The 19,754-nt window shown below is 31.7% G+C and carries 32 protein-coding genes; 24 read left to right on the top strand and 8 right to left on the bottom strand.

All coding sequences use genetic code 11. The annotated features are described in order from the left end of the window. Positions 1–467: 467 nt before the first annotated feature. From BFL38_RS09685 to hisIE, 8 genes are all read right to left on the bottom strand, one after another. The gene (locus BFL38_RS09685) at positions 468–1,217 is read right to left on the bottom strand and encodes an OmpA family protein (RefSeq protein WP_069726846.1); all 750 of its coding nucleotides are present in this window, start codon (positions 1,215–1,217) and stop codon (positions 468–470) included. Positions 1,218–1,249: 32 nt separating this feature from the next. Further along, entirely contained in the window at positions 1,250–1,888 is a 639-nt protein-coding gene (locus tag BFL38_RS09680; protein ID WP_069726845.1) for an outer membrane protein, read from the bottom strand. A 12-nt stretch (positions 1,889–1,900) separates the two neighbouring features. Beyond that, positions 1,901–2,152, bottom strand: coding sequence for a hypothetical protein (locus BFL38_RS09675; protein WP_069726844.1), 252 nt, complete (start codon positions 2,150–2,152; stop codon positions 1,901–1,903). 5 nt (positions 2,153–2,157) lie between these two features. Continuing rightward, on the bottom strand, positions 2,158–2,823 hold the full coding sequence (locus tag BFL38_RS09670) for a cell envelope biogenesis protein OmpA (RefSeq protein ID WP_069726843.1): 666 nt from the start codon (positions 2,821–2,823) through the stop codon (positions 2,158–2,160). A 30-nt stretch (positions 2,824–2,853) separates the two neighbouring features. Beyond that, the gene (locus BFL38_RS09665) at positions 2,854–3,564 is read right to left on the bottom strand and encodes a hypothetical protein (RefSeq protein ID WP_069726842.1); all 711 of its coding nucleotides are present in this window, start codon (positions 3,562–3,564) and stop codon (positions 2,854–2,856) included. Between the two features lie 12 nt (positions 3,565–3,576). After that, positions 3,577–4,485, bottom strand: a complete 909-nt coding sequence (locus tag BFL38_RS09660) for a hypothetical protein (protein WP_069726841.1) — start codon at positions 4,483–4,485, stop codon at positions 3,577–3,579. Between the two features lie 16 nt (positions 4,486–4,501). Next, the gene (locus tag BFL38_RS09655) at positions 4,502–5,044 is read right to left on the bottom strand and encodes a hypothetical protein (RefSeq protein WP_069726840.1); all 543 of its coding nucleotides are present in this window, start codon (positions 5,042–5,044) and stop codon (positions 4,502–4,504) included. 355 nt (positions 5,045–5,399) lie between these two features. Further along, positions 5,400–6,062 (bottom strand): bifunctional phosphoribosyl-AMP cyclohydrolase/phosphoribosyl-ATP diphosphatase HisIE, encoded by a 663-nt coding sequence (hisIE, locus tag BFL38_RS09650; protein ID WP_069726839.1) that lies wholly within the window; start codon positions 6,060–6,062, stop codon positions 5,400–5,402. Positions 6,063–6,512: 450 nt separating this feature from the next. On the opposite strand from hisIE, the gene rpsL reads away from it, so the two are divergent. The 24 genes from rpsL to rpmD all read left to right on the top strand — a co-directional run bounded on the left by rpsL (position 6,513) and on the right by rpmD (position 19,749). Next, positions 6,513–6,887, top strand: a complete 375-nt coding sequence (rpsL, locus tag BFL38_RS09645; protein WP_008723364.1) for a 30S ribosomal protein S12 — start codon at positions 6,513–6,515, stop codon at positions 6,885–6,887. An 18-nt stretch (positions 6,888–6,905) separates the two neighbouring features. Further along, the gene (gene rpsG, locus BFL38_RS09640) at positions 6,906–7,376 is read left to right on the top strand and encodes a 30S ribosomal protein S7 (RefSeq protein WP_008727124.1); all 471 of its coding nucleotides are present in this window, start codon (positions 6,906–6,908) and stop codon (positions 7,374–7,376) included. Between the two features lie 19 nt (positions 7,377–7,395). Beyond that, positions 7,396–9,477 (top strand): elongation factor G, encoded by a 2,082-nt coding sequence (gene fusA / locus BFL38_RS09635; protein ID WP_069726838.1) that lies wholly within the window; start codon positions 7,396–7,398, stop codon positions 9,475–9,477. Positions 9,478–9,547: 70 nt separating this feature from the next. Beyond that, complete coding sequence (tuf, locus tag BFL38_RS09630; RefSeq protein ID WP_008727120.1) at positions 9,548–10,774, top strand: elongation factor Tu; 1,227 nt, start codon at positions 9,548–9,550, stop codon at positions 10,772–10,774. A gap of 82 nt (positions 10,775–10,856) precedes the next feature. Further along, complete coding sequence (gene rpsJ / locus BFL38_RS09625; protein WP_008723370.1) at positions 10,857–11,162, top strand: 30S ribosomal protein S10; 306 nt, start codon at positions 10,857–10,859, stop codon at positions 11,160–11,162. A 104-nt stretch (positions 11,163–11,266) separates the two neighbouring features. Further along, the gene (rplC, locus tag BFL38_RS09620; RefSeq protein ID WP_069726837.1) at positions 11,267–11,920 is read left to right on the top strand and encodes a 50S ribosomal protein L3; all 654 of its coding nucleotides are present in this window, start codon (positions 11,267–11,269) and stop codon (positions 11,918–11,920) included. A gap of 28 nt (positions 11,921–11,948) precedes the next feature. Then, a complete protein-coding gene (gene rplD, locus BFL38_RS09615; RefSeq protein ID WP_069726836.1) occupies positions 11,949–12,596 on the top strand; it encodes a 50S ribosomal protein L4 in 648 nt (215 codons plus the stop codon). 11 nt (positions 12,597–12,607) lie between these two features. Then, complete coding sequence (gene rplW, locus BFL38_RS09610) at positions 12,608–12,901, top strand: 50S ribosomal protein L23 (protein ID WP_176720004.1); 294 nt, start codon at positions 12,608–12,610, stop codon at positions 12,899–12,901. A 13-nt stretch (positions 12,902–12,914) separates the two neighbouring features. Continuing rightward, positions 12,915–13,751 (top strand): 50S ribosomal protein L2, encoded by an 837-nt coding sequence (rplB, locus tag BFL38_RS09605; protein ID WP_008723375.1) that lies wholly within the window; start codon positions 12,915–12,917, stop codon positions 13,749–13,751. Further along, on the top strand, positions 13,751–14,020 hold the full coding sequence (rpsS, locus tag BFL38_RS09600; RefSeq protein ID WP_008723378.1) for a 30S ribosomal protein S19: 270 nt from the start codon (positions 13,751–13,753) through the stop codon (positions 14,018–14,020). Before rplB ends, rpsS begins: the two co-directional genes overlap by 1 nt. Before the next feature lie 11 nt (positions 14,021–14,031). Then, positions 14,032–14,439 (top strand): 50S ribosomal protein L22, encoded by a 408-nt coding sequence (rplV, locus tag BFL38_RS09595; protein ID WP_014488944.1) that lies wholly within the window; start codon positions 14,032–14,034, stop codon positions 14,437–14,439. 3 nt (positions 14,440–14,442) lie between these two features. Continuing rightward, on the top strand, positions 14,443–15,180 hold the full coding sequence (gene rpsC, locus BFL38_RS09590; RefSeq protein ID WP_008727116.1) for a 30S ribosomal protein S3: 738 nt from the start codon (positions 14,443–14,445) through the stop codon (positions 15,178–15,180). Then, positions 15,180–15,593 carry a 50S ribosomal protein L16 gene (gene rplP / locus BFL38_RS09585; protein WP_008723384.1) on the top strand — a complete coding sequence of 138 codons (414 nt, stop codon included), beginning with the start codon at positions 15,180–15,182 and terminating at the stop codon, positions 15,591–15,593. Before rpsC ends, rplP begins: the two co-directional genes overlap by 1 nt. Beyond that, complete coding sequence (rpmC, locus tag BFL38_RS09580) at positions 15,593–15,799, top strand: 50S ribosomal protein L29 (RefSeq protein WP_008723386.1); 207 nt, start codon at positions 15,593–15,595, stop codon at positions 15,797–15,799. Before rplP ends, rpmC begins: the two co-directional genes overlap by 1 nt. 12 nt (positions 15,800–15,811) lie before the next feature. Next, the gene (gene rpsQ / locus BFL38_RS09575) at positions 15,812–16,174 is read left to right on the top strand and encodes a 30S ribosomal protein S17 (RefSeq protein ID WP_008723388.1); all 363 of its coding nucleotides are present in this window, start codon (positions 15,812–15,814) and stop codon (positions 16,172–16,174) included. A 5-nt stretch (positions 16,175–16,179) separates the two neighbouring features. Next, complete coding sequence (gene rplN / locus BFL38_RS09570; RefSeq protein ID WP_008723391.1) at positions 16,180–16,548, top strand: 50S ribosomal protein L14; 369 nt, start codon at positions 16,180–16,182, stop codon at positions 16,546–16,548. Positions 16,549–16,550: 2 nt separating this feature from the next. Next, a complete protein-coding gene (gene rplX / locus BFL38_RS09565; protein WP_069726835.1) occupies positions 16,551–16,892 on the top strand; it encodes a 50S ribosomal protein L24 in 342 nt (113 codons plus the stop codon). Between the two features lie 16 nt (positions 16,893–16,908). Then, positions 16,909–17,472, top strand: a complete 564-nt coding sequence (gene rplE / locus BFL38_RS09560; protein WP_008723394.1) for a 50S ribosomal protein L5 — start codon at positions 16,909–16,911, stop codon at positions 17,470–17,472. Then, positions 17,472–17,657 (top strand): type Z 30S ribosomal protein S14, encoded by a 186-nt coding sequence (locus BFL38_RS09555; RefSeq protein WP_008723403.1) that lies wholly within the window; start codon positions 17,472–17,474, stop codon positions 17,655–17,657. Before rplE ends, BFL38_RS09555 begins: the two co-directional genes overlap by 1 nt. Before the next feature lie 17 nt (positions 17,658–17,674). Then, a complete protein-coding gene (rpsH, locus tag BFL38_RS09550) occupies positions 17,675–18,076 on the top strand; it encodes a 30S ribosomal protein S8 (RefSeq protein ID WP_008723405.1) in 402 nt (133 codons plus the stop codon). 24 nt (positions 18,077–18,100) lie between these two features. Further along, positions 18,101–18,673: a 50S ribosomal protein L6 gene (gene rplF / locus BFL38_RS09545; RefSeq protein WP_069726834.1), complete on the top strand. Its 573-nt coding sequence runs from the start codon at positions 18,101–18,103 to the stop codon at positions 18,671–18,673. 10 nt (positions 18,674–18,683) lie between these two features. Next, positions 18,684–19,040 (top strand): 50S ribosomal protein L18, encoded by a 357-nt coding sequence (gene rplR, locus BFL38_RS09540; RefSeq protein WP_069726833.1) that lies wholly within the window; start codon positions 18,684–18,686, stop codon positions 19,038–19,040. A gap of 11 nt (positions 19,041–19,051) precedes the next feature. Continuing rightward, positions 19,052–19,570 carry a 30S ribosomal protein S5 gene (gene rpsE / locus BFL38_RS09535; protein ID WP_008723410.1) on the top strand — a complete coding sequence of 173 codons (519 nt, stop codon included), beginning with the start codon at positions 19,052–19,054 and terminating at the stop codon, positions 19,568–19,570. Next, positions 19,570–19,749: a 50S ribosomal protein L30 gene (rpmD, locus tag BFL38_RS09530; RefSeq protein WP_008723411.1), complete on the top strand. Its 180-nt coding sequence runs from the start codon at positions 19,570–19,572 to the stop codon at positions 19,747–19,749. Before rpsE ends, rpmD begins: the two co-directional genes overlap by 1 nt. Positions 19,750–19,754 lie beyond the last annotated feature (5 nt).

The following is a 19,754-nucleotide window of genomic DNA, read 5'->3' as shown; positions in this document are numbered from 1 at the left end:
ATACTTCAATAATTACTTTTTTACAATGTTTTTTATTTTATTCTGAAACCCCACCCTTTATTCTATGCTGCCTAAACAGATAATTTTATTTTTATTTTCTTTTTTTGCTTTATTAGAAATTACAGCACCCGCCCAAGTTTTGTTTAAATTTGCTGTGTTTTCAACGCACGCAGAGTAATATTAAAAATATTAGTTTCATTATTGATACAATTAAAATTTATTATAAAAATGCATTTACCGTGCGTTAAATAGATTTTAAATCTAATTAACATTTGGGCGGCAGGTTTTTTATGATGTAGGCATTTAATATGAATAAAATTTTTAATTGATATTAAAACTATAAATTTAAAAGGCTTGGATTTAAGATTAAAAAAATATATTTTTTTTGAAACTTTTTTCGGTATATAAAATTTGTATACTTTAATATAGATAGTTATTCAATATTTGTATAAAGACAGAAAATAATTTTATTGCTGTTTTAATTTAATAATATCAGTTTCATTTTCTTTTTTATATTCTTCCTCTTCATTTGAATTATTTATTATTACAAATTGGCATTTTCTATCTTTATCATTATATTCAGATGAATGAACAGAACCATATCCTATATATCTAAGTCTTTCTTTATCTATCCCCTTATCTACCAATTTATCAAATATAGCTTTTGCTCTGTTTTCAGATAGATATATATTATAATTTGAATCTCCGTTGCTGTCGCTATGTCCTTCAATAATGAGATTTTTATTTTTATTGTTATTTAAATACTTATATATTTCATTTATACCATCATCATATTCATTTTTTAATTGATAAGAATCAAAATCAAATTCTATTATATTTGCAGTAACAAGTATTTCATTATTATCTTGCTTTATGACTTCGGTTTGTTTTATAGTTTGTGCATTTTCTTTTTCAATAACATCATTATTTGTCAGGTTTTCTGTTTCTGCTATTTGCTGATTATTTGTATTCTCTTCTTTTAGTGAATCATTCAGGATTTTTATGTCATCTTCTTCTTTTATAGAATCAGCTATAGTTTTTATATCATCTTCTTGAATATAAGTTTTTGATGCTGTTTTTGCAGTTTGACTATTATCATTATAAAGTACAGCATGCAGATTCTTGCTGAAAGCCAATACCACAACATACTTATCATTAGTAGAACATGAAACAGCAAAAATTAATAAAAATATTAAAGGTAAAATTTTATTTATCATAATTAACCTCTTAATACAATAATTTATATTTATTACCTTATTGTAAATCTAGCTCCGAGAAGCACCTCATGAGCATCATTAAAACCAAAACCTAATAAATATCTATATCCTAAATCCAAAGCAAACCAATCAAGTATATTATAAACTAAACCAGCATTAATTCCAAATGCAAAAGAACTTCTAGTAATAATAGCTTTTCCTATATTATCATAAACATAATGCATTTGATATAATCTGTTTCCAAAAGATAATCCAAAATATATACTCATATTAGGAATTCTACTGTAAAGAGCCCTAGTAGTGAGATTATCCAATTCATTGTTTTTTACAAAAAATATATTTATATCATAATATACACTTGCCATTATGCTTTGCATCCAAGTGTCTTTTTTACCAATTACTCCCTGAAACATATATTCTATATCAAGTCTTAAAGGCACTAATCTAGTTTTTCTAAATAAATCATATCCTACAGCAAAACCTCCGCCTATATAATTGTTTTTTTCAAGAAAAGGAAGTTTTCCTAATTCTAATCTATTTGTTTTATTTAGAGCCTCATGTTTAAAATTGATTTTAGGGGCTATATAAACACCTGAGAAAATTGCTGCAGAAAGGTTTTTACTAGAAAAAGCAACAATAAAAAATAATAATATAATTACTAATCGTTTCATATAACAACCCTTTTATTTTAAATAAACAAAATTTTTTCTGAATAAATTATTAGTGTTAGTATTATTAAATAAATAATTGTTCATACCTAAACTATTATTTAAATTATAATTGCTACTAAATTTATATTTGCTTTTCTCTCCTGAATGACTTTGAGGAGGATAAGCAGGCATTTGAACATTCTGTACAGGCATTATAATCATAGTTCCTGTTTTGCATGAAGCAAGTGCAATTAATAATAATAATAATAAAGCTATTTTTTTCATAAGTATCATTTCCTCAGATCTGGTATTGGGAATCTAGCTGCTATAGCAAATTCATGTGATAAAACATTATCTAAACCATATAATATTCTGTATCCTATATCCAAGTTAAGGAAACTAGTAACATATATGTCAATTCCCACAGCACCTCCTATTGCGAATGTAGGACTAGGTACTGTTACAGTAGCTTTTACTCTTCCATTTTCTTCAAACCATCTGTCATAAGTATTTGCATTTATTTTTGTTCCCATTAAGAGTCCTAAATATAATGACATTATAGGAGTTCTGCTATATATTTCTTCAGCGGTAATAGTTTTTAATTCGCTCTTTTTTATATGATATATATGCATGCTATAGTAAGCGGCAGCTAATATAGAATGCTGAGATTGTTTTACTATATTTGCAGTATGATAATTTCCTGTCATACCATCTTTGAAAGTATATTCCAATTCTAATCTCAAAGGTATGTTTTTTTGATATCTATAGAAATCAAAACCTGCAGAAAAACCCGCTCCAAGATAATTATTCATTATTCTCTGATTTTTATTATTTTTAAAACCAGAATCGTTAAAGTTGTATACAATTTTAGGTGCTATATAAAATGCATCTATCAGCGGAAACAAAGATGAACTCATAAAGCAAGTTATTATTGATATTAATAAAATTTTTTTCATACTAAAAACCTTACAAAACATTATCAATTATTAAAAAGATATACCTATAGCCAATCTAGGAAGCGGTATTAATCTAATGCCCGGTGTAAAAGAATAACCTATATCAAGTAAAGATATATCTATAAACGGACGAACTTCCCAATCGGCACCTGTTTTAGAAAATAAATCTATTCTGAATCCCATTTCTCCGGATATATAAAAGTCATAAACAGTAGTAGTTTTATATCTTGTAGTTCCATCATTTCTTAATTCTTTACCATTAACTATGAATGTAGTCATACCAACTTTAGGAAGGAGGAAAAATCCGCTAGGGGTATCATTTTTATTGAAGTAAAATCTCACTCCTATAGAAGCAGGTATAGCTATTGTACTTCCATTATAAAATTTACTTAGAGCAGCAGAGGCTATGATATCTCCGGCATTATTTCTTACAGGTTCTGAATAATCACTGTAGTGAGTATCAAATGCATAAAAACCTAAAGTGGCATCTATTGATTGTTTAGGCAGATAAGTGTAATTATATGTTAATCTTATTCCGAATTTACCATCATAAAATTTACCGCTTGCTCCTTCTTGTGTCTTGAATATTAATTCAGTGATAAGCGGCATAGTACCCATGGAAAATAATGTGGTACCAAAGTCTATCCCTAAAGAATGCTTTAAATAATCCTGAGCATTAATTATAGTAGCTGATATAAAAATTAGTATAGATGTAAAAATGATAATTTTCTTTATATTCATAATTCAAATCCATTAAAATCTTAAACTGAATCCAATTCTAGGAAACAATGCAAATCTTATATTTGAAAGATATTTAGCCCAATCAGGGAAACTGCTCCAAGCAGGTATATTAAATGCTGAAAAACCAGCAGTTAGAGAAGTAACCCCTCCCGCTACTGTATTATATACATTTCCAGTCCAAGGTCTTACATAATATCCTATTTCAAGAATAGCAATATCAATAGTTGGTTTTACTCTCCATTCTTTAGTAGGGAATAATTCTATATTCCAACCCAATTCATAAGAAATATATAAAGCAGCATCATGAACTGTATGTTCAGTTTTTATACCGGTAAGCCCATTATCTGTGGTTACAGTATAGAAAAATGCATCTATTCCGAAACGAAAAGCATTATAGAATTGCCTTTTAGGGCCGTAAAATTTTACTCCAAATGTTGCAGGCATAAATATAAATGATGCATTGAAAACTGTATCTCCGCCAACAACATTAGCATAATTTCCCTGTCCTAAAGTTTCCAATAACTTTCCAGCATTTTCTTTTGTAATAGTTAAATCATAAGTGCTAGAATAAATACCTATTCCTGCTTCCAAAGCTATTTGATTATGAACAAATAATGAATATGAAATAGCCGGAATATACCAAGCAGATCCTTTTGCATCAGCATAATCAAAATATTTATTTATATCGCCTAAATTAATTCCTATTAATCCGCTTAGATTTGCAGCATTATTTACAGTAGTATTAAACAGCAGCGGATAAAAAATAGCTCCTCCCGGATTTAAATTAAAGCTTATCATTTGTCTTCCTTTTATCCAACTGTAATCTTCGCCTGTTACTTCTGTTGAAAGAGGAAGCCCTTTAGAATAAGCATAAATATGAAAGCAAAATAAAACAGATAATAATATTAAACATTTTCTCATAATAAAAACCACTTATTTATTTTATAGCTTCTCCTGCAGTAAATCCTCCGCTGGAGTTTTTTAATATATTTTCAATTTCAGCTTTTTTGTCAGCAGTAAGATTAGTACCTTTTAATATTTCATCAGAATTACTCAAATCTATTTTATCAGCACCTTTATCTATAATTGCACTTATCAAATTTCCAACAACCGCCTCTCCTCCTTCATCATCAAGAACATCAAGTACAGCATCTACTGCTTTTTTAGCCTCTTCATTCATTTTTACAACATAAAGTTCATTTCCAGATGGAGCAGCCATTATATATTCTCCATTGCTGTCTTTATATACTCCTCCTATACCTAATATAGGTTCTTCAAAAGTATAATTTCCATTAAGTGTTCCTGAACTTCCGCTAATGGTAAGTGTATTTCCATCAGATTTTGCACCAGCCCAATTACCGCTTTGCATTTTTGATAATATTAAATCTGCTCCGGGTTTAGTAATTTTTACTCCATAATCTTTTGTGCATGAAGTTATTAAAACGATACTTATAAATGAAATAATAGATATTATTTTCATGGTATATTTCCATAAATTAATTTATTTTTTATAATTCTTTCATAGTATATACCGGTATATAAAATATTGCAATTTGTAATTGTGAATTTTTCCATGTTTTTTAATATTTTTCTATATTTTTTAAAAAAATTAATATAATATATTTTATATTTTTGATTTTATATATTACAAATTCTATAATATATGGGTATTTTTTAAAATTATATTTATATTTTATGGAATAAAAGATATAGTGTGTATTTTTGTGTTAAATTTATAGTATAATAAAATTTTTTATGTGTATATTTATATAAAAAATAATTATTTATAATTTGGATTTTTATATGGTATAAAAGTATTTTTGTTAATTTTATGTTTATTTCATACTTTTTTGTTTTTCTTTTTTGTCTATTATAGATCTGCCGGCAAGTTCTTCTTTTATGTCATTTATTGTTATATTTTTTTCAACCATTAATACTAGAGTATGATATAACAAATCAGATATTTCATATATAGTTTCTTTATTGGAATCATTTTTGGCACCTATTATAACCTCTGTGCATTCTTCTCCAACTTTTTTTAATATTTTATCTATTCCGCTATTAAATAAATAAGTTGTGTATGATCCTTCTGTTTTATTAGTTTTTCTTCCCTTTATGAGATTGTATAATTTATCTATTGAAAAATCTTTATAATCTTCTTTTGAATATATTTCATTAAAAAAGCAAGATTCAGCACCTGTATGGCATGCAGGTCCGTCTTTTATTACTTCGATAACTAAAGCATCATTATCACAATCGGATTTTATAGCTTGTATATGCTGGTAATTTCCGGAAGTTTCTCCTTTTCTCCAAAGTTCCTGTCTGCTTCTGCTGTAAAAACAAGTCTTTCCTTCTTTAATGCTTATTTCAAGACTTTCTTTGTTCATATATGCTAGAGTTAAAACTTCTCTTGTATAATAATCTATAACTATTGCAGGTATTAGACCTTTTTCATCAAATTTTAATTTTTCTATTTCGTTTTGATTGATATTGCTCATAAATAATTCCTAAATATTATTAAGTTTAATTATGCTATAAATATAATTTTTTTGCAATATTTATTAGGAAATTGATGATATTTAATTTTTATTTTTTATGAAATATACCAAGTCTAATAGTCATAAATATCTATAATTTTTGATTAATTTTGAATTGCTTATTATAGGCAAAATATTAAGAAACATTAATTAAAATGAAAAAAAATAATAAAAAACTATTAAATACTATTGATTTTTTTGTATAGTTGCTTTATAATGCTCTAACTTTCATAAAAGCGATTAAAGCGTATAGTATGGTTTTTCTCACTATGATTAAGTTTTAATACTATAATTGCTCAGTTAATAAATACTGTTTCGTGTTTGAAGTTTTATAAAAGAAAAATATTAATGTGTCATTCCTTAAAACGGATTGACTTGTAAAAAAATAAAGAATTAGAGGTTTTGTATTTTATGCCTACAATTAATCAATTAGTAAGAAAAGGTCGCAAGCGTATAATAAATAAAACAAAATCGCCTGCATTAATGAAATGTCCGCAAAGAGAAGGTGTTTGTACTCGTGTAACAACAACTACACCAAAAAAACCTAACTCAGCTATGCGTAAAATTGCCCGTGTAAGAATAACAAATGGTATGGAAGTAACAGCTTATATTCCTGGTATAGACCATACATTGCAAGAACACAACCGTGTGCTTATAAGAGGCGGCCGTGTTAAAGACTTACCTGGTTGCCGTTATCACATAGTTCGCGGAAGCCGTGAAGCTACAGGTGTAGAAAAGAGAATGAAAGCTAGAAGTAAATATGGTACTAAAAAACCAAAGGCTTAATGAATGGAGTAAATTAATATGGCTAGAAGAAGAAGAGCACAAACTAGAAAAATAGATGCTGATCCTGTTTATGGAAGCGTTATTATTAGTAAATTTATAAATAAGTTAATGTATGACGGTAAAAAAAGCAAAGCTGAAAATATATTTTATAAAGCTATGGATTTAGTTAAGCAGAAAACAGGTAAAGAAGGTTTAGAGGCTTTTAACGAAGCTATTGAAAATATCAAACCTCGTGTAGAGGTAAAATCAAGAAGAGTTGGAGGTTCTACATATCAGGTTCCTGTTGATGTAAGACCAGACAGACAGAATTCTTTAGCTTTTACATGGCTTATAGATGCTTCAAGAAAAAGAGGCGGAAGAAGCATGGTAGAGCGTTTATCAAATGAAATAGCTGATGCTATAGACGGAAAAGGTCAGGCGGTTGCTAAGAGAGATACAGTTCATAGAATGGCTGAAGGTAACAAAGCATTTGCTCACTTCAGGTGGTAGTTTTTAAGGAGAAAGTTTAGTGGCACGTCAAATTTCATTAGAAAACACACGCAATATTGGTATTATGGCTCACATTGATGCTGGTAAAACTACTTTAAGTGAGCGTATTTTGTATTTTACAGGTAAGACCCATAAGATTGGGGAAGTTCATGAAGGTGCAGCTGAAATGGACTGGATGGAACAGGAAAGAGAAAGAGGTATTACAATTACTTCTGCTGCAACAACTTGTTTTTGGAATGGTCATAGAATTAATTTGATAGACACTCCGGGGCACGTTGACTTTACTGCTGAGGTAGAAAGATCTTTGAGAGTATTAGACAGTGCAGTAGGTGTTTTCTGTTCAGTAGGAGGTGTTCAGCCTCAGAGTGAAACAGTTTGGAGACAAGCTAGTAATTATAAGATTCCTAGAGCTATTTTTGTTAATAAAATGGATAGGATAGGAGCTAATTTCTATTCTGTTTTAGATCAAACAAGAGAAAGATTAAAAGCTAACAGTCACCCTGTAGTTATACCTATAGGTGCAGAAAGCAATTTCGAGGGTGTTGTTGACTTAGTAAATATGAAAGAGATAATTTGGGTTTCTGAAGACGGTATGAAAATGGAAGAGAGAGAAATCAGACCTGAATTGAAAGAAAAAGCAGAAGAATATAGAAACTCATTATTAGAAGCAATCGTTGAATATGATGACGATGCTATGAATAAGTTCTTTGAAGGTGAGGAAATAGATGTTCCTACTATAAAAAGACTTATAAGAACAGCAACTTTAACAGCAGATTTCTTCCCAATGTTCTGCGGTACAGCATTCAAAAATAAAGGTATTCAAGTATTAATTAATGGTGTTGTTGATTATTTACCATCTCCTATAGATAAACCTGAGGTAGAAGGTACTGATTTAGATGGTAATGTTATAAAAAGAAAAATATCTGATGATGAGAAATTTAGTGCATTAGCATTCAAAATAATGACAGATCCTCATGTAGGAAAAATAGCATTCTTGAGAGTTTATTCAGGAATTTTAGAATCAGGTTCTTATGTTCTTAATGCAACAAAAGGTAAAAGAGAGCGTATCGGAAGAATACTTCAGATGCATGCTAATAAAAGAGAAGAAATTGAGCAGGTATATGCTGGTGATATAGCAGCAGCAGTAGGTCTTAAAGATACTACAACAGGTGATACATTATGTCCTGAAAATGCTCCTATAATATTAGAATCAATTAACTTCCCAGAGCCTGTAATTAATGTTGCTATAGAACCTAAAACAAAAGGCGACAGAGATAAAATGTCAGTTGCTTTATCAAGACTTGCTGAAGAAGATCCAACATTCAGAGTTAGCTTTGATGAAGAAACAGGACAGACAATCATAGCAGGTATGGGTGAGCTTCACTTAGAAATTATCTGCGATAGAATGAAAAGAGAATATAAAGTTGAGGCAAATGTTGGACGCCCTCAAGTATCTTATAGAGAAGGTATTAAGAAAACGGTTGAGGTACAAGGTAAATTTGTTCGTCAGTCAGGCGGTAAAGGTCAGTATGGTGATGTATGGCTAAGAATAGGACCTAATGAACCTAATGCCGGATTCAAATTTAACAATGAAATCGTTGGAGGAGCAGTTCCAAGAGAATATATACCGGCAGTAGAAAAAGGCTGTATAGAATCTATGAATACAGGAGTTCTTGCTAACTATCCTATGCTTGATGTTATAGTATCAGCTTATGACGGATCATTCCACCCTGTAGACTCATCAGAAATGGCATTTAAAATTGCTGCTTCTATGGGATTTAAAGAAGGCTGTAAAAAAGCAGATCCTTATTTATTGGAACCTATGATGACAGTAGAAGTTGTAACTCCTGAAGATTATATGGGTGATATAATAGGAGACTTAGCTTCAAGAAGAGGTCAGGTTCATGGATTTACAGATAAATCAGGTTATAAATCCATCAATGCTACTGTACCTCTTGCTGAGATGTTTGGTTATACAACAAGTATAAGGAATGTTTCTCAGGGTAGAGCAAGCTATACAATGCAGTTCTCACATTATGAGGAAGTACCTAAAAATGTAGCAGAAGAGATAATAGGTGCTAGAATGGGTAATAGTAAGTAAGTAACTAATAAAATATTAGTATTAAAATAAAAAACAAATTTCCTAAAGGATAAATAATTGGAGGATTAAAATGGCTAAAGGAACTTACGAAGGTACAAAAACACACGTAAACGTTGGTACTATTGGACACGTAGACCATGGTAAAACAACATTAACATCAGCAATAACAGCAGTATCATCTGCTATGTTCCCAGCAACAGTACAGAAAGTTGCTTATGACTCAGTAGCAAAAGCTTCTGAAAGTCAAGGTAGAAGAGACCCAACAAAAATATTAACAATCGCAACATCACACGTTGAATATGAATCAGATCATAGACACTATGCTCACGTAGACTGTCCAGGTCACGCTGACTACATTAAAAACATGATTACAGGTGCAGCTCAAATGGACGGAGCTATCTTGGTAGTATCAGCAGAAGACGGTGTAATGCCTCAAACAAAAGAACACGTACTTCTTTCAAGACAAGTAGGTGTAAATTACATTGTAGTATTCTTAAATAAATGTGATAAATTAGATGACCCAGAAATGGCTGAAATCGTAGAAGCAGAAGTAATAGATGTATTAGATCATTATGGTTTTGACGGATCTAAAACACCTATTATTAGAGGTTCTGCTATTAAAGCTATTCAAGCTATTGAAGCAGGTAAAGATCCTAGAACAGATCCAGATTGTAAATGTATAATAGACTTATTAAATGCATTAGATACATATATTCCAGATCCAGTTCGTGAAGTAGATAAAGACTTCTTAATGTCAATAGAAGATGTATACTCAATTCCTGGAAGAGGTACAGTTGTTACAGGAAGAATTGAAAGAGGTAAAATTGAAAAAGGTAATGAAGTAGAAATCGTTGGAATAAGACCTACTAAGAAAACTACTTGTACAGGTGTAGAAATGTTCAAAAAAGAAGTAGTAGGTATAGCAGGTTACAATGTTGGCTGTCTTTTAAGAGGTATTGAACGTAAAGAAGTAGAAAGAGGACAAGTATTAGCTAAACCTGGTACAATTACACCTCATAAAAAATTTGAAGCTGAAGTTTATATCTTGAAAAAAGAAGAAGGCGGAAGACACAGCGGTTTCGTAACAGGTTACAGACCTCAAATGTACTTCAGAACAACAGATGTAACAGGAGTAATTAATTTGGCAGAAGGTGCACAAATGATTATGCCTGGTGATAATGCTAACTTAACTATTGAACTTATCACTCCAATCGCTATGGAAGAAAAGCAAAGATTTGCTATTCGTGAAGGTGGTAAAACAGTAGGTAACGGTGTTGTAACAAAAATATTAGAATAATTAAGAGCGAAATAAAAGGGTATGCCTTTTTAATTAAAGATATACCCTTTAATAAATTAAGAGAAAGCGAGTAATTCAAGCTATGAAAGAACAGAAAATACGAGTTAAACTAAAAGCCTTTGATATTGAGCTTATTGATCAATCAGCTCAGTCTATAGTAGCTAGTGTAAAGAAAACAGGAGCTAGAGTATCAGGACCTATACCATTGCCTACAAGTATTCGTAAGGTAACAGTAATAAGAAGTCCGCATGTAAACATAAAGTCAAGAGAACAATTTGAGATGCGTATATATAAAAGATTAATAGATATCTTTGATGTAACACCTCAGACAACAGAGTCTCTTAAGAAATTGGCGCTTCCAGCTGGGGTTGATGTTCAGCTTAAATAAGCGTTTAATTAAAAAATATTAAAGATAAAGCTTTACTACGTTTTATCTGTAATAGTTTGAAACATTAAAAAGTAGTAAGTAAAATCATTATAGAGGATTCGCCGATGGTAGGAATAATTGGCAAAAAATTGGGTATGACAACAGTTTTCGATGAAACTGGTAATGCTATAGCAGTAACAGTAGTAGAGGCTGGACCATGCACAGTTATGCAGATAAGAGATAATGAGAAAGATGGCTACAGTGCTATTCAATTAGGGTATGGTGCCGTGAAAGAAAAGCATTTGAAAAAGCCTCAAATAGGTCAGTTTAAAAAAGCAAATTTAGAGCCTAAGAAATATTTAAAAGAGTTCAGAATGGACAATACTAGCTCTTATACAGTAGGACAAGAGCTTAAAGCAGATATATTTCAAGCAGGCGATTTTATAGATGTTAGTTCTTTGAGTAAGGGTAGAGGTTTTGCTGGCGTAATGAAAAGACATAATTATGACGGCGGTCCTATGAGCCATGGTTCTAACTTTAGAAGAAGAGCAGGTTCTATAGGCTGTAACAGTTACCCTGCAAGAGTATGGAAAGGTAAAGGTATGCCTGGACATATGGGTAATACTTTAACTACTATTCAAAATTTAAAAGTGGTTGAAATAAGACCCGATGATAATTTGATTATGATTAAAGGTGCTATACCAGGTGCAGTTAATAGCATAGTTAAATTAACATCAGCAGTAAAGAAACGCAATAAGAAAAAGAACTCAATGAATTAATAGAGTGAAATAATAACAGGATGATAAAATGGAAGTAGTAATACTAAATGAAAATGGAGATAGCGTAGGCAATTTAGAGATTGTTGATGAGATATTTAAATCAGAAGTTAACAATAATCTACTTTACGAAGCAATCAAAAATGAATTAGCTAACAGACGCCAGGGTACTCACTCTACAAAAACAAGAGCAGAAGTTTCAGGAGGCGGTAAAAAACCTTGGAGACAAAAAGGTACAGGAAGAGCTAGAGCAGGTTCTACAAGATCCCCAATTTGGGTAGGCGGTGGTAAAACACATACTCCTAAGCCTCGCGATTATAGCTATAGATTGCCAAAGAAAATGAAACGTAAGGCTCTATTGTCTGTTTTATCTTTAAAATATGGAAAGAATGTTCTTAAAGTTTTTGAGGACTTCACTTTTGATGCTCCTAAAACAAAAAGAATGGCTAGTTTTATAAGTAAGGTTAAAGAACCAAATACAAGAAAAGTAGCATTTGTAGTAGGTAAAGATGAATCTTTAGGTGATAATTACAATAAATTATTATTATCTTTAAGAAACATCAAAGATTTAAAGCTTGTAAATGCAGACAGTATGTCTATACATCCTTTATTTTATGCTGATGAGGTATATTTTACTAAAACAGCTTTATCTAAATTAAATGCTAGAATTAAGGGTTAAAAAATATGAGTATGTATTCACTTTTAATTGAACCTATACTTACAGAAAAAAGTAATATGCTTAGAACTGAGCCTAGAGGAACAGAAAAGCGTTATTATGTATTTAAAGTAAGACAGGATGCTAATAAGCAGGAATTGATGAAAGCGGTTGAAAAAATATTTAATGTACATCCGCTAGATTGTAAAATAATAAATGTTAAGCCAAAGAAGAAAAATCGCAGAATGAGCAGACGCGGATATACACGCAGTTATAAGAAAGCGATAATAGTTCTTGACGGCAAAGAATCAATAGATATAGTAAAATAATGAGGGATAACCGATGGCTATTAAGAAATTTAAACCGACAACACCAAGTTTACGCTATCGTACAGTAGTGGACTTTTCGGATATTACGACAAATGAGCCTTGTAAATCATTAGTATGCGGAAAAAAACGTATAAGCGGACGCGGTTCTAATGGTCGTATCACTATGCGTCGTCGCGGAGGCGGACATAAAAAACTATTTAGATTTGTAGATTTTAGAAGAGATAAGCATGATATAGAGGCTAAAGTAGTTTCTATAGAGTATGATCCTAACAGAACTGCTCGTATAGCACTATTACACTATACAGATGGCGAAAAAAGATACATAATATGGCCATTGGGACTTAATGTAGGTGATAGAGTAGTAAGCGGAGAAAATGCAAAAGTTAAAGTTGGTTGTACTTTACCATTGAAAAAAATTCCATTAGGTACTATAATACATAACATTGAAATAACTCCTGGAAAAGGCGGTCAGCTTGTTAGAGCAGCAGGAGGTGGTGCTCAGATAACAGCTAAATCAGGCGGTTATTGTGTAATAAGACTTCGTTCTGGTGAAGAGAGAAGAATCTTAGAAAATTGTTATGCTACTATAGGTCAAATTGGCAACCTAGATCATTTCAATACTACTGATGGTAAAGCTGGTACTACAAGACATAAAGGCAGAAGACCAAAAGTAAGAGGTGTTGTAATGAACCCGGTAGATCACCCGCATGGCGGTGGTGAAGGTAAAAGCGGACAAGGTAATCCGCATCCTGTTTCACCAACAGGTGTACCTACTAAGGGATACAAAACTAGAAAGAAACATAAATATTCTGACAGATTAATAATCAAAAGAAGAGGGGGTAAAAAATAATGTCTCGCTCTATTAAAAAAGGACCTTTTGTAGATAAGAATCTTTTTAAGAAAATACAAGCTGGAGATAATAAGCACCAAATAAAAACTTACAGCCGTGCTTCAACAATTATTCCAGAAATGATAGGTTTCACTATAAATGTGCATAATGGTAAAACATTTGTAGCAGTTTATATACAAGAGAACATGATAGGTCATAAATTAGGCGAATTTGCACCAACAAGAAAATTTATATCTCATGCAGGTGCCGCTAAAGTAGGTAAGAAATAAGGATTTAGACTATGGATTATAAAGTAAAGGTACGTTATTTACGCATTGGCCGCAGAAAAGTAGCAAGACTTCTTCCTTTCGTTAAAGGAGAGTATGTTAATCATGCTATATCTAATCTAGCAACAATGCCACAGATGTCATCAGTAGTTCTAAGAAAGGCTATTAAAAGCGGAATAGCTAATGCTATATTCCAATCAAGAAATATCAATCCGGATACATTATGGGTAAAAACTGCTTATGTAGATAAAGCACCTACTCTAAAAAGAATACGTGCAGCAAGCAGAGGCAGTGCAGATCCAATATTAAAAAGACTTTCACATATTACTATAATTTTAAGTGATGATAAAAAACCTGAAAAGAAAAAATTAAAAGCTAAAAGTGCTAAAACAGAAGAAGCACCTAAAGCAGCGGAGGTATAAACTATGGGTCAAAAGGTTAGTCCAATAGGCTTAAGACTCGGAATTAACAAAACTTGGTCTAGTAAATGGTTTGAAGATAGCAGAACTTATGCAGATAGTTTGCATGAAGATTTATCTATCAGACGCTATATAATGAACTACTATTATAAAACATTAAAAGAAGAACAAAAGAAAATAGGCGGAAAAAAAGAGTCTTTTGACCCTGCTATATCTGATATACAAATAGTTCGTTTCCCAGATAGAATCAATATTTTCATCTCTACTGCAAGAGCAGGCGTTGTAATAGGACCTAAAGGTCAGAGAGTTGAAACTGTAAAAACAACTGTTCAGAAAATGGTTAAAAAACCGGTTCATTTCTCTATTACGGAAATCAGAGATGCAGAGTTAGATGCTACTTTAGCAGCACAGAATGTAGCTCGTCAATTAGAAATGCGTGTTGCTTTCAGAAGAGCTATGAAAAGCGTTATAACTCAGGCTATGAAAAAAGGTGCTAAAGGTATAAAAGTTATGTGTTCTGGTCGTTTAGCAGGAGCTGATATTGCTAGAACAGAACAATACAAAAATGGTTCAGTACCATTACATACATTGAGAGCTAATATAGATTACGGCACTGCAGAAGCACTTACTACATTCGGTATTATCGGAATAAAAGTGTGGATCTATAAGGGAGAAATTCTTGATAAAAAAGAACATAAACAAGATGATGCAGGTAAAGTTATCAGTGCCAAAGGAGATAGATAATGTTACAACCATCAAGAATGAAATATCGTAAACATCATAGAGGCAGAATGAAAGGCAAATCAAAGAGAGGAAGTAATTTAACTTTCGGAGATTATGGCTTAATGGCATTAGAACCTGTATGGCTTACAGATAGACAAATTGAGGCTGCGCGTATTGCTATATCAAGACATGTTAAACGTGTAGGTAAAATGTGGATAAAAGTATTTCCAGATAAGCCTTATACTAAAAAACCTGCTGAAACTAGAATGGGTAAAGGTAAAGGTAATGTTGAATATTGGGTAGCTGTAGTTAAACCTGGAAAAGTAATATTTGAAATATCAGGTGTTCCAGAAGAATTAGCACAATCAGCTTTCAGACTAGCTGGTTTCAAGCTCCCTATAAAAACTAAGTTCATTAAGAGGGAGGCTATATAATGGCTAAGGATAAAAAAGATTATAAGTCATTAGGTTTAGAAGAGCTTAAAGGTGAACTTCTAAAATTAGAAAAAGAATATCAAGAGCATAGATTTGAAAAAGTAGTTGGTGATGCAAGACAAACACATCAGCTTAAAAAAGCTCGTAAAGATATAGCTAGAGTTAAGACATTTATTCGTCAGCATGAACTTGGCATAAAAAAATAGTGAGGTATTACTGTGGAAAGCAAAGCAAAAAAATATAAAAGAGTACTTGAGGGAATTGTAGTTTCTGATAAAATGGATAAAACTATAGTTGTAAAAGTAGAAAGCAAGCAGAAACACCCGCTTTATGGTAAAACTATTAGTAAAAATAAAAGATATAAAGCTCATGATGAAAAAAATGAATGTCATGAAGGCGATTTAGTAAGAGTGATAGAGTGCAGACCTCTTAGTAAAGATAAAAAATTCAGATTAACAAAAATAATCAAGAAAGCAGAGCGTATAGATAAAGATTCTATAGACAGCGATGTAGAAAGCGTATTAAAACGTGAAAAACATGCTCCTGAAGCAGCAGTTTCTTCACAGGTTGAAGGAGAGTAAGAACTATGATACAAGTACCAAGCACTCTTAATGTAGCTGATAATACAGGCGTAAAGAAGTTAAAATGTATTAAGGTATTAGGCGGAAGCAGACGCAGATATGCTACTTTAGGTGATGTAATTATCTGTTCTGTAACAGATATAATACCTACTTGCTCTATAGAAAAAGGTAAAGTAGTAAAAGCTGTAATAGTAAGAGTAAAAAAAGAAGTTAGACGCCCTGACGGTTCATATATTCGTTTTGACGAGAATGCTGCTGTTATAGTAGATGATAAAAAAGAGCCACGCGGTAAACGTATATTCGGACCGGTAGCTCGTGAACTAAGAGACAGAGGCTTTATGAAGATAGTATCACTTGCACCAGAGGTAATATAATTATGATAAAGAAACAAGATTTAAGTAAGACAAAATACAAAGTAAAAAAAGGCGATACTGTTGAGGTAATATCTGGAGAGCAAAGCGGAGAACGCGGAGAGGTATTGTCTATAGATAGAACAAGAGGCAGAGTTTTAGTAAAAAATATCAATATGGTTAAAAAAACTATGCCTAAAAGCCAGGAGAATCAAAAAGGCGGTATAGTTGAAAAAGAAGCTTCAATACATATATCCAATGTAATGGTAGTAAACAAAGCTGGAAAAGCTACTAGAGTTGGAAGAAAAGAAGTAGATGGTAAACTAAAAAGATATGCCAAAAAATTGGGCGAAGTTCTTGATAAGTAAGTAGGAGAAATAAATTATGTCAGTATTGAAAGATAGGTATGAAAAAGAAATTAAACAGTCTCTTCTAAAAGATATGAATTTAAGCTCTACTATGGCTATCCCTAAAATAGAGAAAATTATAATCAATATGGGAGTAACTCAGGCTGTAACAGACAAAAAATATGTTGATTCTGCTGTAGAAGAACTAAGCCAAATAGCAGGACAAAGAGCTGTTGTAACAAGAGCTAAAAAGTCTATAGCTAACTTCAAATTAAGACAAGGAATGCCTATAGGCTGCAGAGTAACTTTAAGAGGCGAGAGAATGTATGACTTCTTAGAGAGATTAATATTCATAGCATTACCAAGAGTAAGAGACTTCCAAGGTATTCCTAGAAGAGGTTTCGATGGTAATGGTAACTATAACTTAGGAATAAAAGAACATACTATATTCCCAGAGATAAGTTTTGATAAAACAGATGCCGTAAAAGGCTTAAATATAACAATAGTAACTACTGCAGATAATGACGATATGGCACGCACTTTATTAGAAAGAGTAGGTTTGCCATTTCGTGCAGCACCTAAAAGTCAGGAGAATAAATAATGGCTAGATTGGCACTTAAAGTTAAAGCTACAAAAAAACAAAAATATAAAACAAGACAATATAACAGATGCCCAATATGCGGCAGACCTCGTGCTTATATAAGACAGTACAAGATGTGCAGAATATGTTTTAGAGATTTAGCAAATAAAGGTTTGATACCGGGCGTAACTAAGTCTAGTTGGTAATTTAAGGAGAATTATAAATGAGTGTACATGATCCAATAGCAGATGCTTTAACTATAATAAGAAATGGTTGTAGAGCAAAAAAAGAGTCTGTTGCTATACCTTTTTCTACAAAAATGGAAAATATACTTGCAATTTTAAAGAAAGAAGGTTATATTAATGACTTCAAAAAAGTAGAAGTAAAAGATAAAAATTTCTTCCGCATAGAAATAGATTTGAAATATTATGAGGGAAGTTCAGTAATAGAAGGAATTCAAAGAGTATCAACTCCGGGTTTAAGAGTTTATACATCAGTAGATACTATACCTCAAGTAAAAAATGGTTTCGGTATATCTGTAATATCTACAAGCAAAGGTGTAATGACAGATAAAGAGGCTAGAAAAGAAAAAGTCGGCGGCGAAGTTTTATGCAACGTTTGGTAATAAATTATTAAGAGGGTATTAATAATGAGTAGATTGGCAAATAAACCTATAGCGATACCTCAAGGTGTTGAAGTTAAGATAGACGGACATAAAGTAATCGTAAAAGGTAAAAGAGGGGAGTTGACAAGAGAGTTTTTTGATTATATAATGATTGAACTCGAAAATAATTCTCTTTGGGTTAAACCTCCTAAAATTGAAAGTACTGACGAGAAAGCTATTAAAGAAAATAGAGCTAAATATTCTGCACAATTAGGTCTAGTGTGGAAGCTAGTTTCTAATATGATAGAAGGCGTTACTAACGGATATAAAAAAGTTCTTCAGTTAGAAGGTACAGGTTATCGTTCTAATGTTCAGGGAGATACTATAACATTGCAATTAGGCTTTTCTAGTGATGTGAAAATGAAAATACCGGAAGGTGTTAAAGTATCAGTAGAAAAAGATACTAAAATAATTATCGAAGGCAATGATAAAGAACAAGTAGGTGAGCTTGCTATGAATATCAAAAAGAAAAGACCTGTTGAACCTTATAAAGGTAAAGGGGTTAGATTTGAAGGCGAGCATGTAAAATATAAAGAAAGTAAAAAAGCTGCTAAGTAAGGGGTTTTTTATGAGTTTAAGAGAAAAGATTAAAGCTCAACGCGAAAGAAGAAAAAGAAGTATTCGTATAAAAATAGAAGGAAGTTCAGAGCGTCCAAGACTTACAGTTCATAAAAGTCTTAAATATGTATCTGCTCAAATAATAGATGATAGCAAAGGTATAACTTTAGCATCAGCATCTTCTCAGGAAAAAGATTTAAAAAGCGGTAAAAATGTAGATATAGCTAAAGAAATAGGCAAAATTTTAGCCGTAAGAGCAAAAGAAAAAAATATAAATGAAGTTGTATTTGACAGAAACGGATATATATATCATGGAAAAATAAAATCCCTAGCTGACGGTGCTCGTGAAGCAGGATTGAAATTTTAAGGAGTATTACCTTGGCACACGATATAAATAACAACGAAGAAAAAAGTATGTATGAAGAGCGTCTAATAACTTTAAACAGAGTAGCTAAAGTTATGAAAGGCGGAAGACGTTTTAGATTTGCTGCTTTGATGGTTTTAGGCGATAAAAATGGTCATGTAGGTTTAGGTTACGGTAAAGCAAACGAAGTACCAGATGCTATAAGAAAAGCTATAGAGCAAGCTAAGAAAAACATGATAGAAGTGAACTTAAAAGGTGAAACTATACCTCATAATACAGTTGGTGTATTTAGAAGTAGCAGAATAATAATGAAACCGGCTTCTAAAGGTACAGGAGTTATTTCAGGCGGTCCTGCACGTGCAGTGTTGGAATTAGCAGGAGTAAAAAATATTCTTTCTAAGTCTTTAGGAAATAACAACTCTATGAACCTAGCTAAAGCTACTTTTGAAGGTTTAAAATCTTTGAAAACAGTAGAGTATATGGCTAATAAAAGAGGTGTAAGTATAGATCAGATTTATGGGAGGGCAGAATAATGGCTAAAGTTGTAATAACATTAGTAAAATCTCCTATAGGCTATGAGAAATCTCAAAGAGACACAGTTGTAGCTTTGGGTTTTAAAAAAGGCAAAAGAGTTGTAGAACATGAAGCAACTCCTCAAATAAATGGAATGATAAATAAAATATCACATCTTCTTAAAGTAGAGTATAAGTGAGGTTC

It is taken from the genome of Brachyspira hampsonii (genome assembly GCF_001746205.1).
GTDB lineage: Bacteria > Spirochaetota > Brachyspiria > Brachyspirales > Brachyspiraceae > Brachyspira > Brachyspira hampsonii_B.
This window is presented reverse-complemented; position numbering and strand designations above follow the sequence as displayed.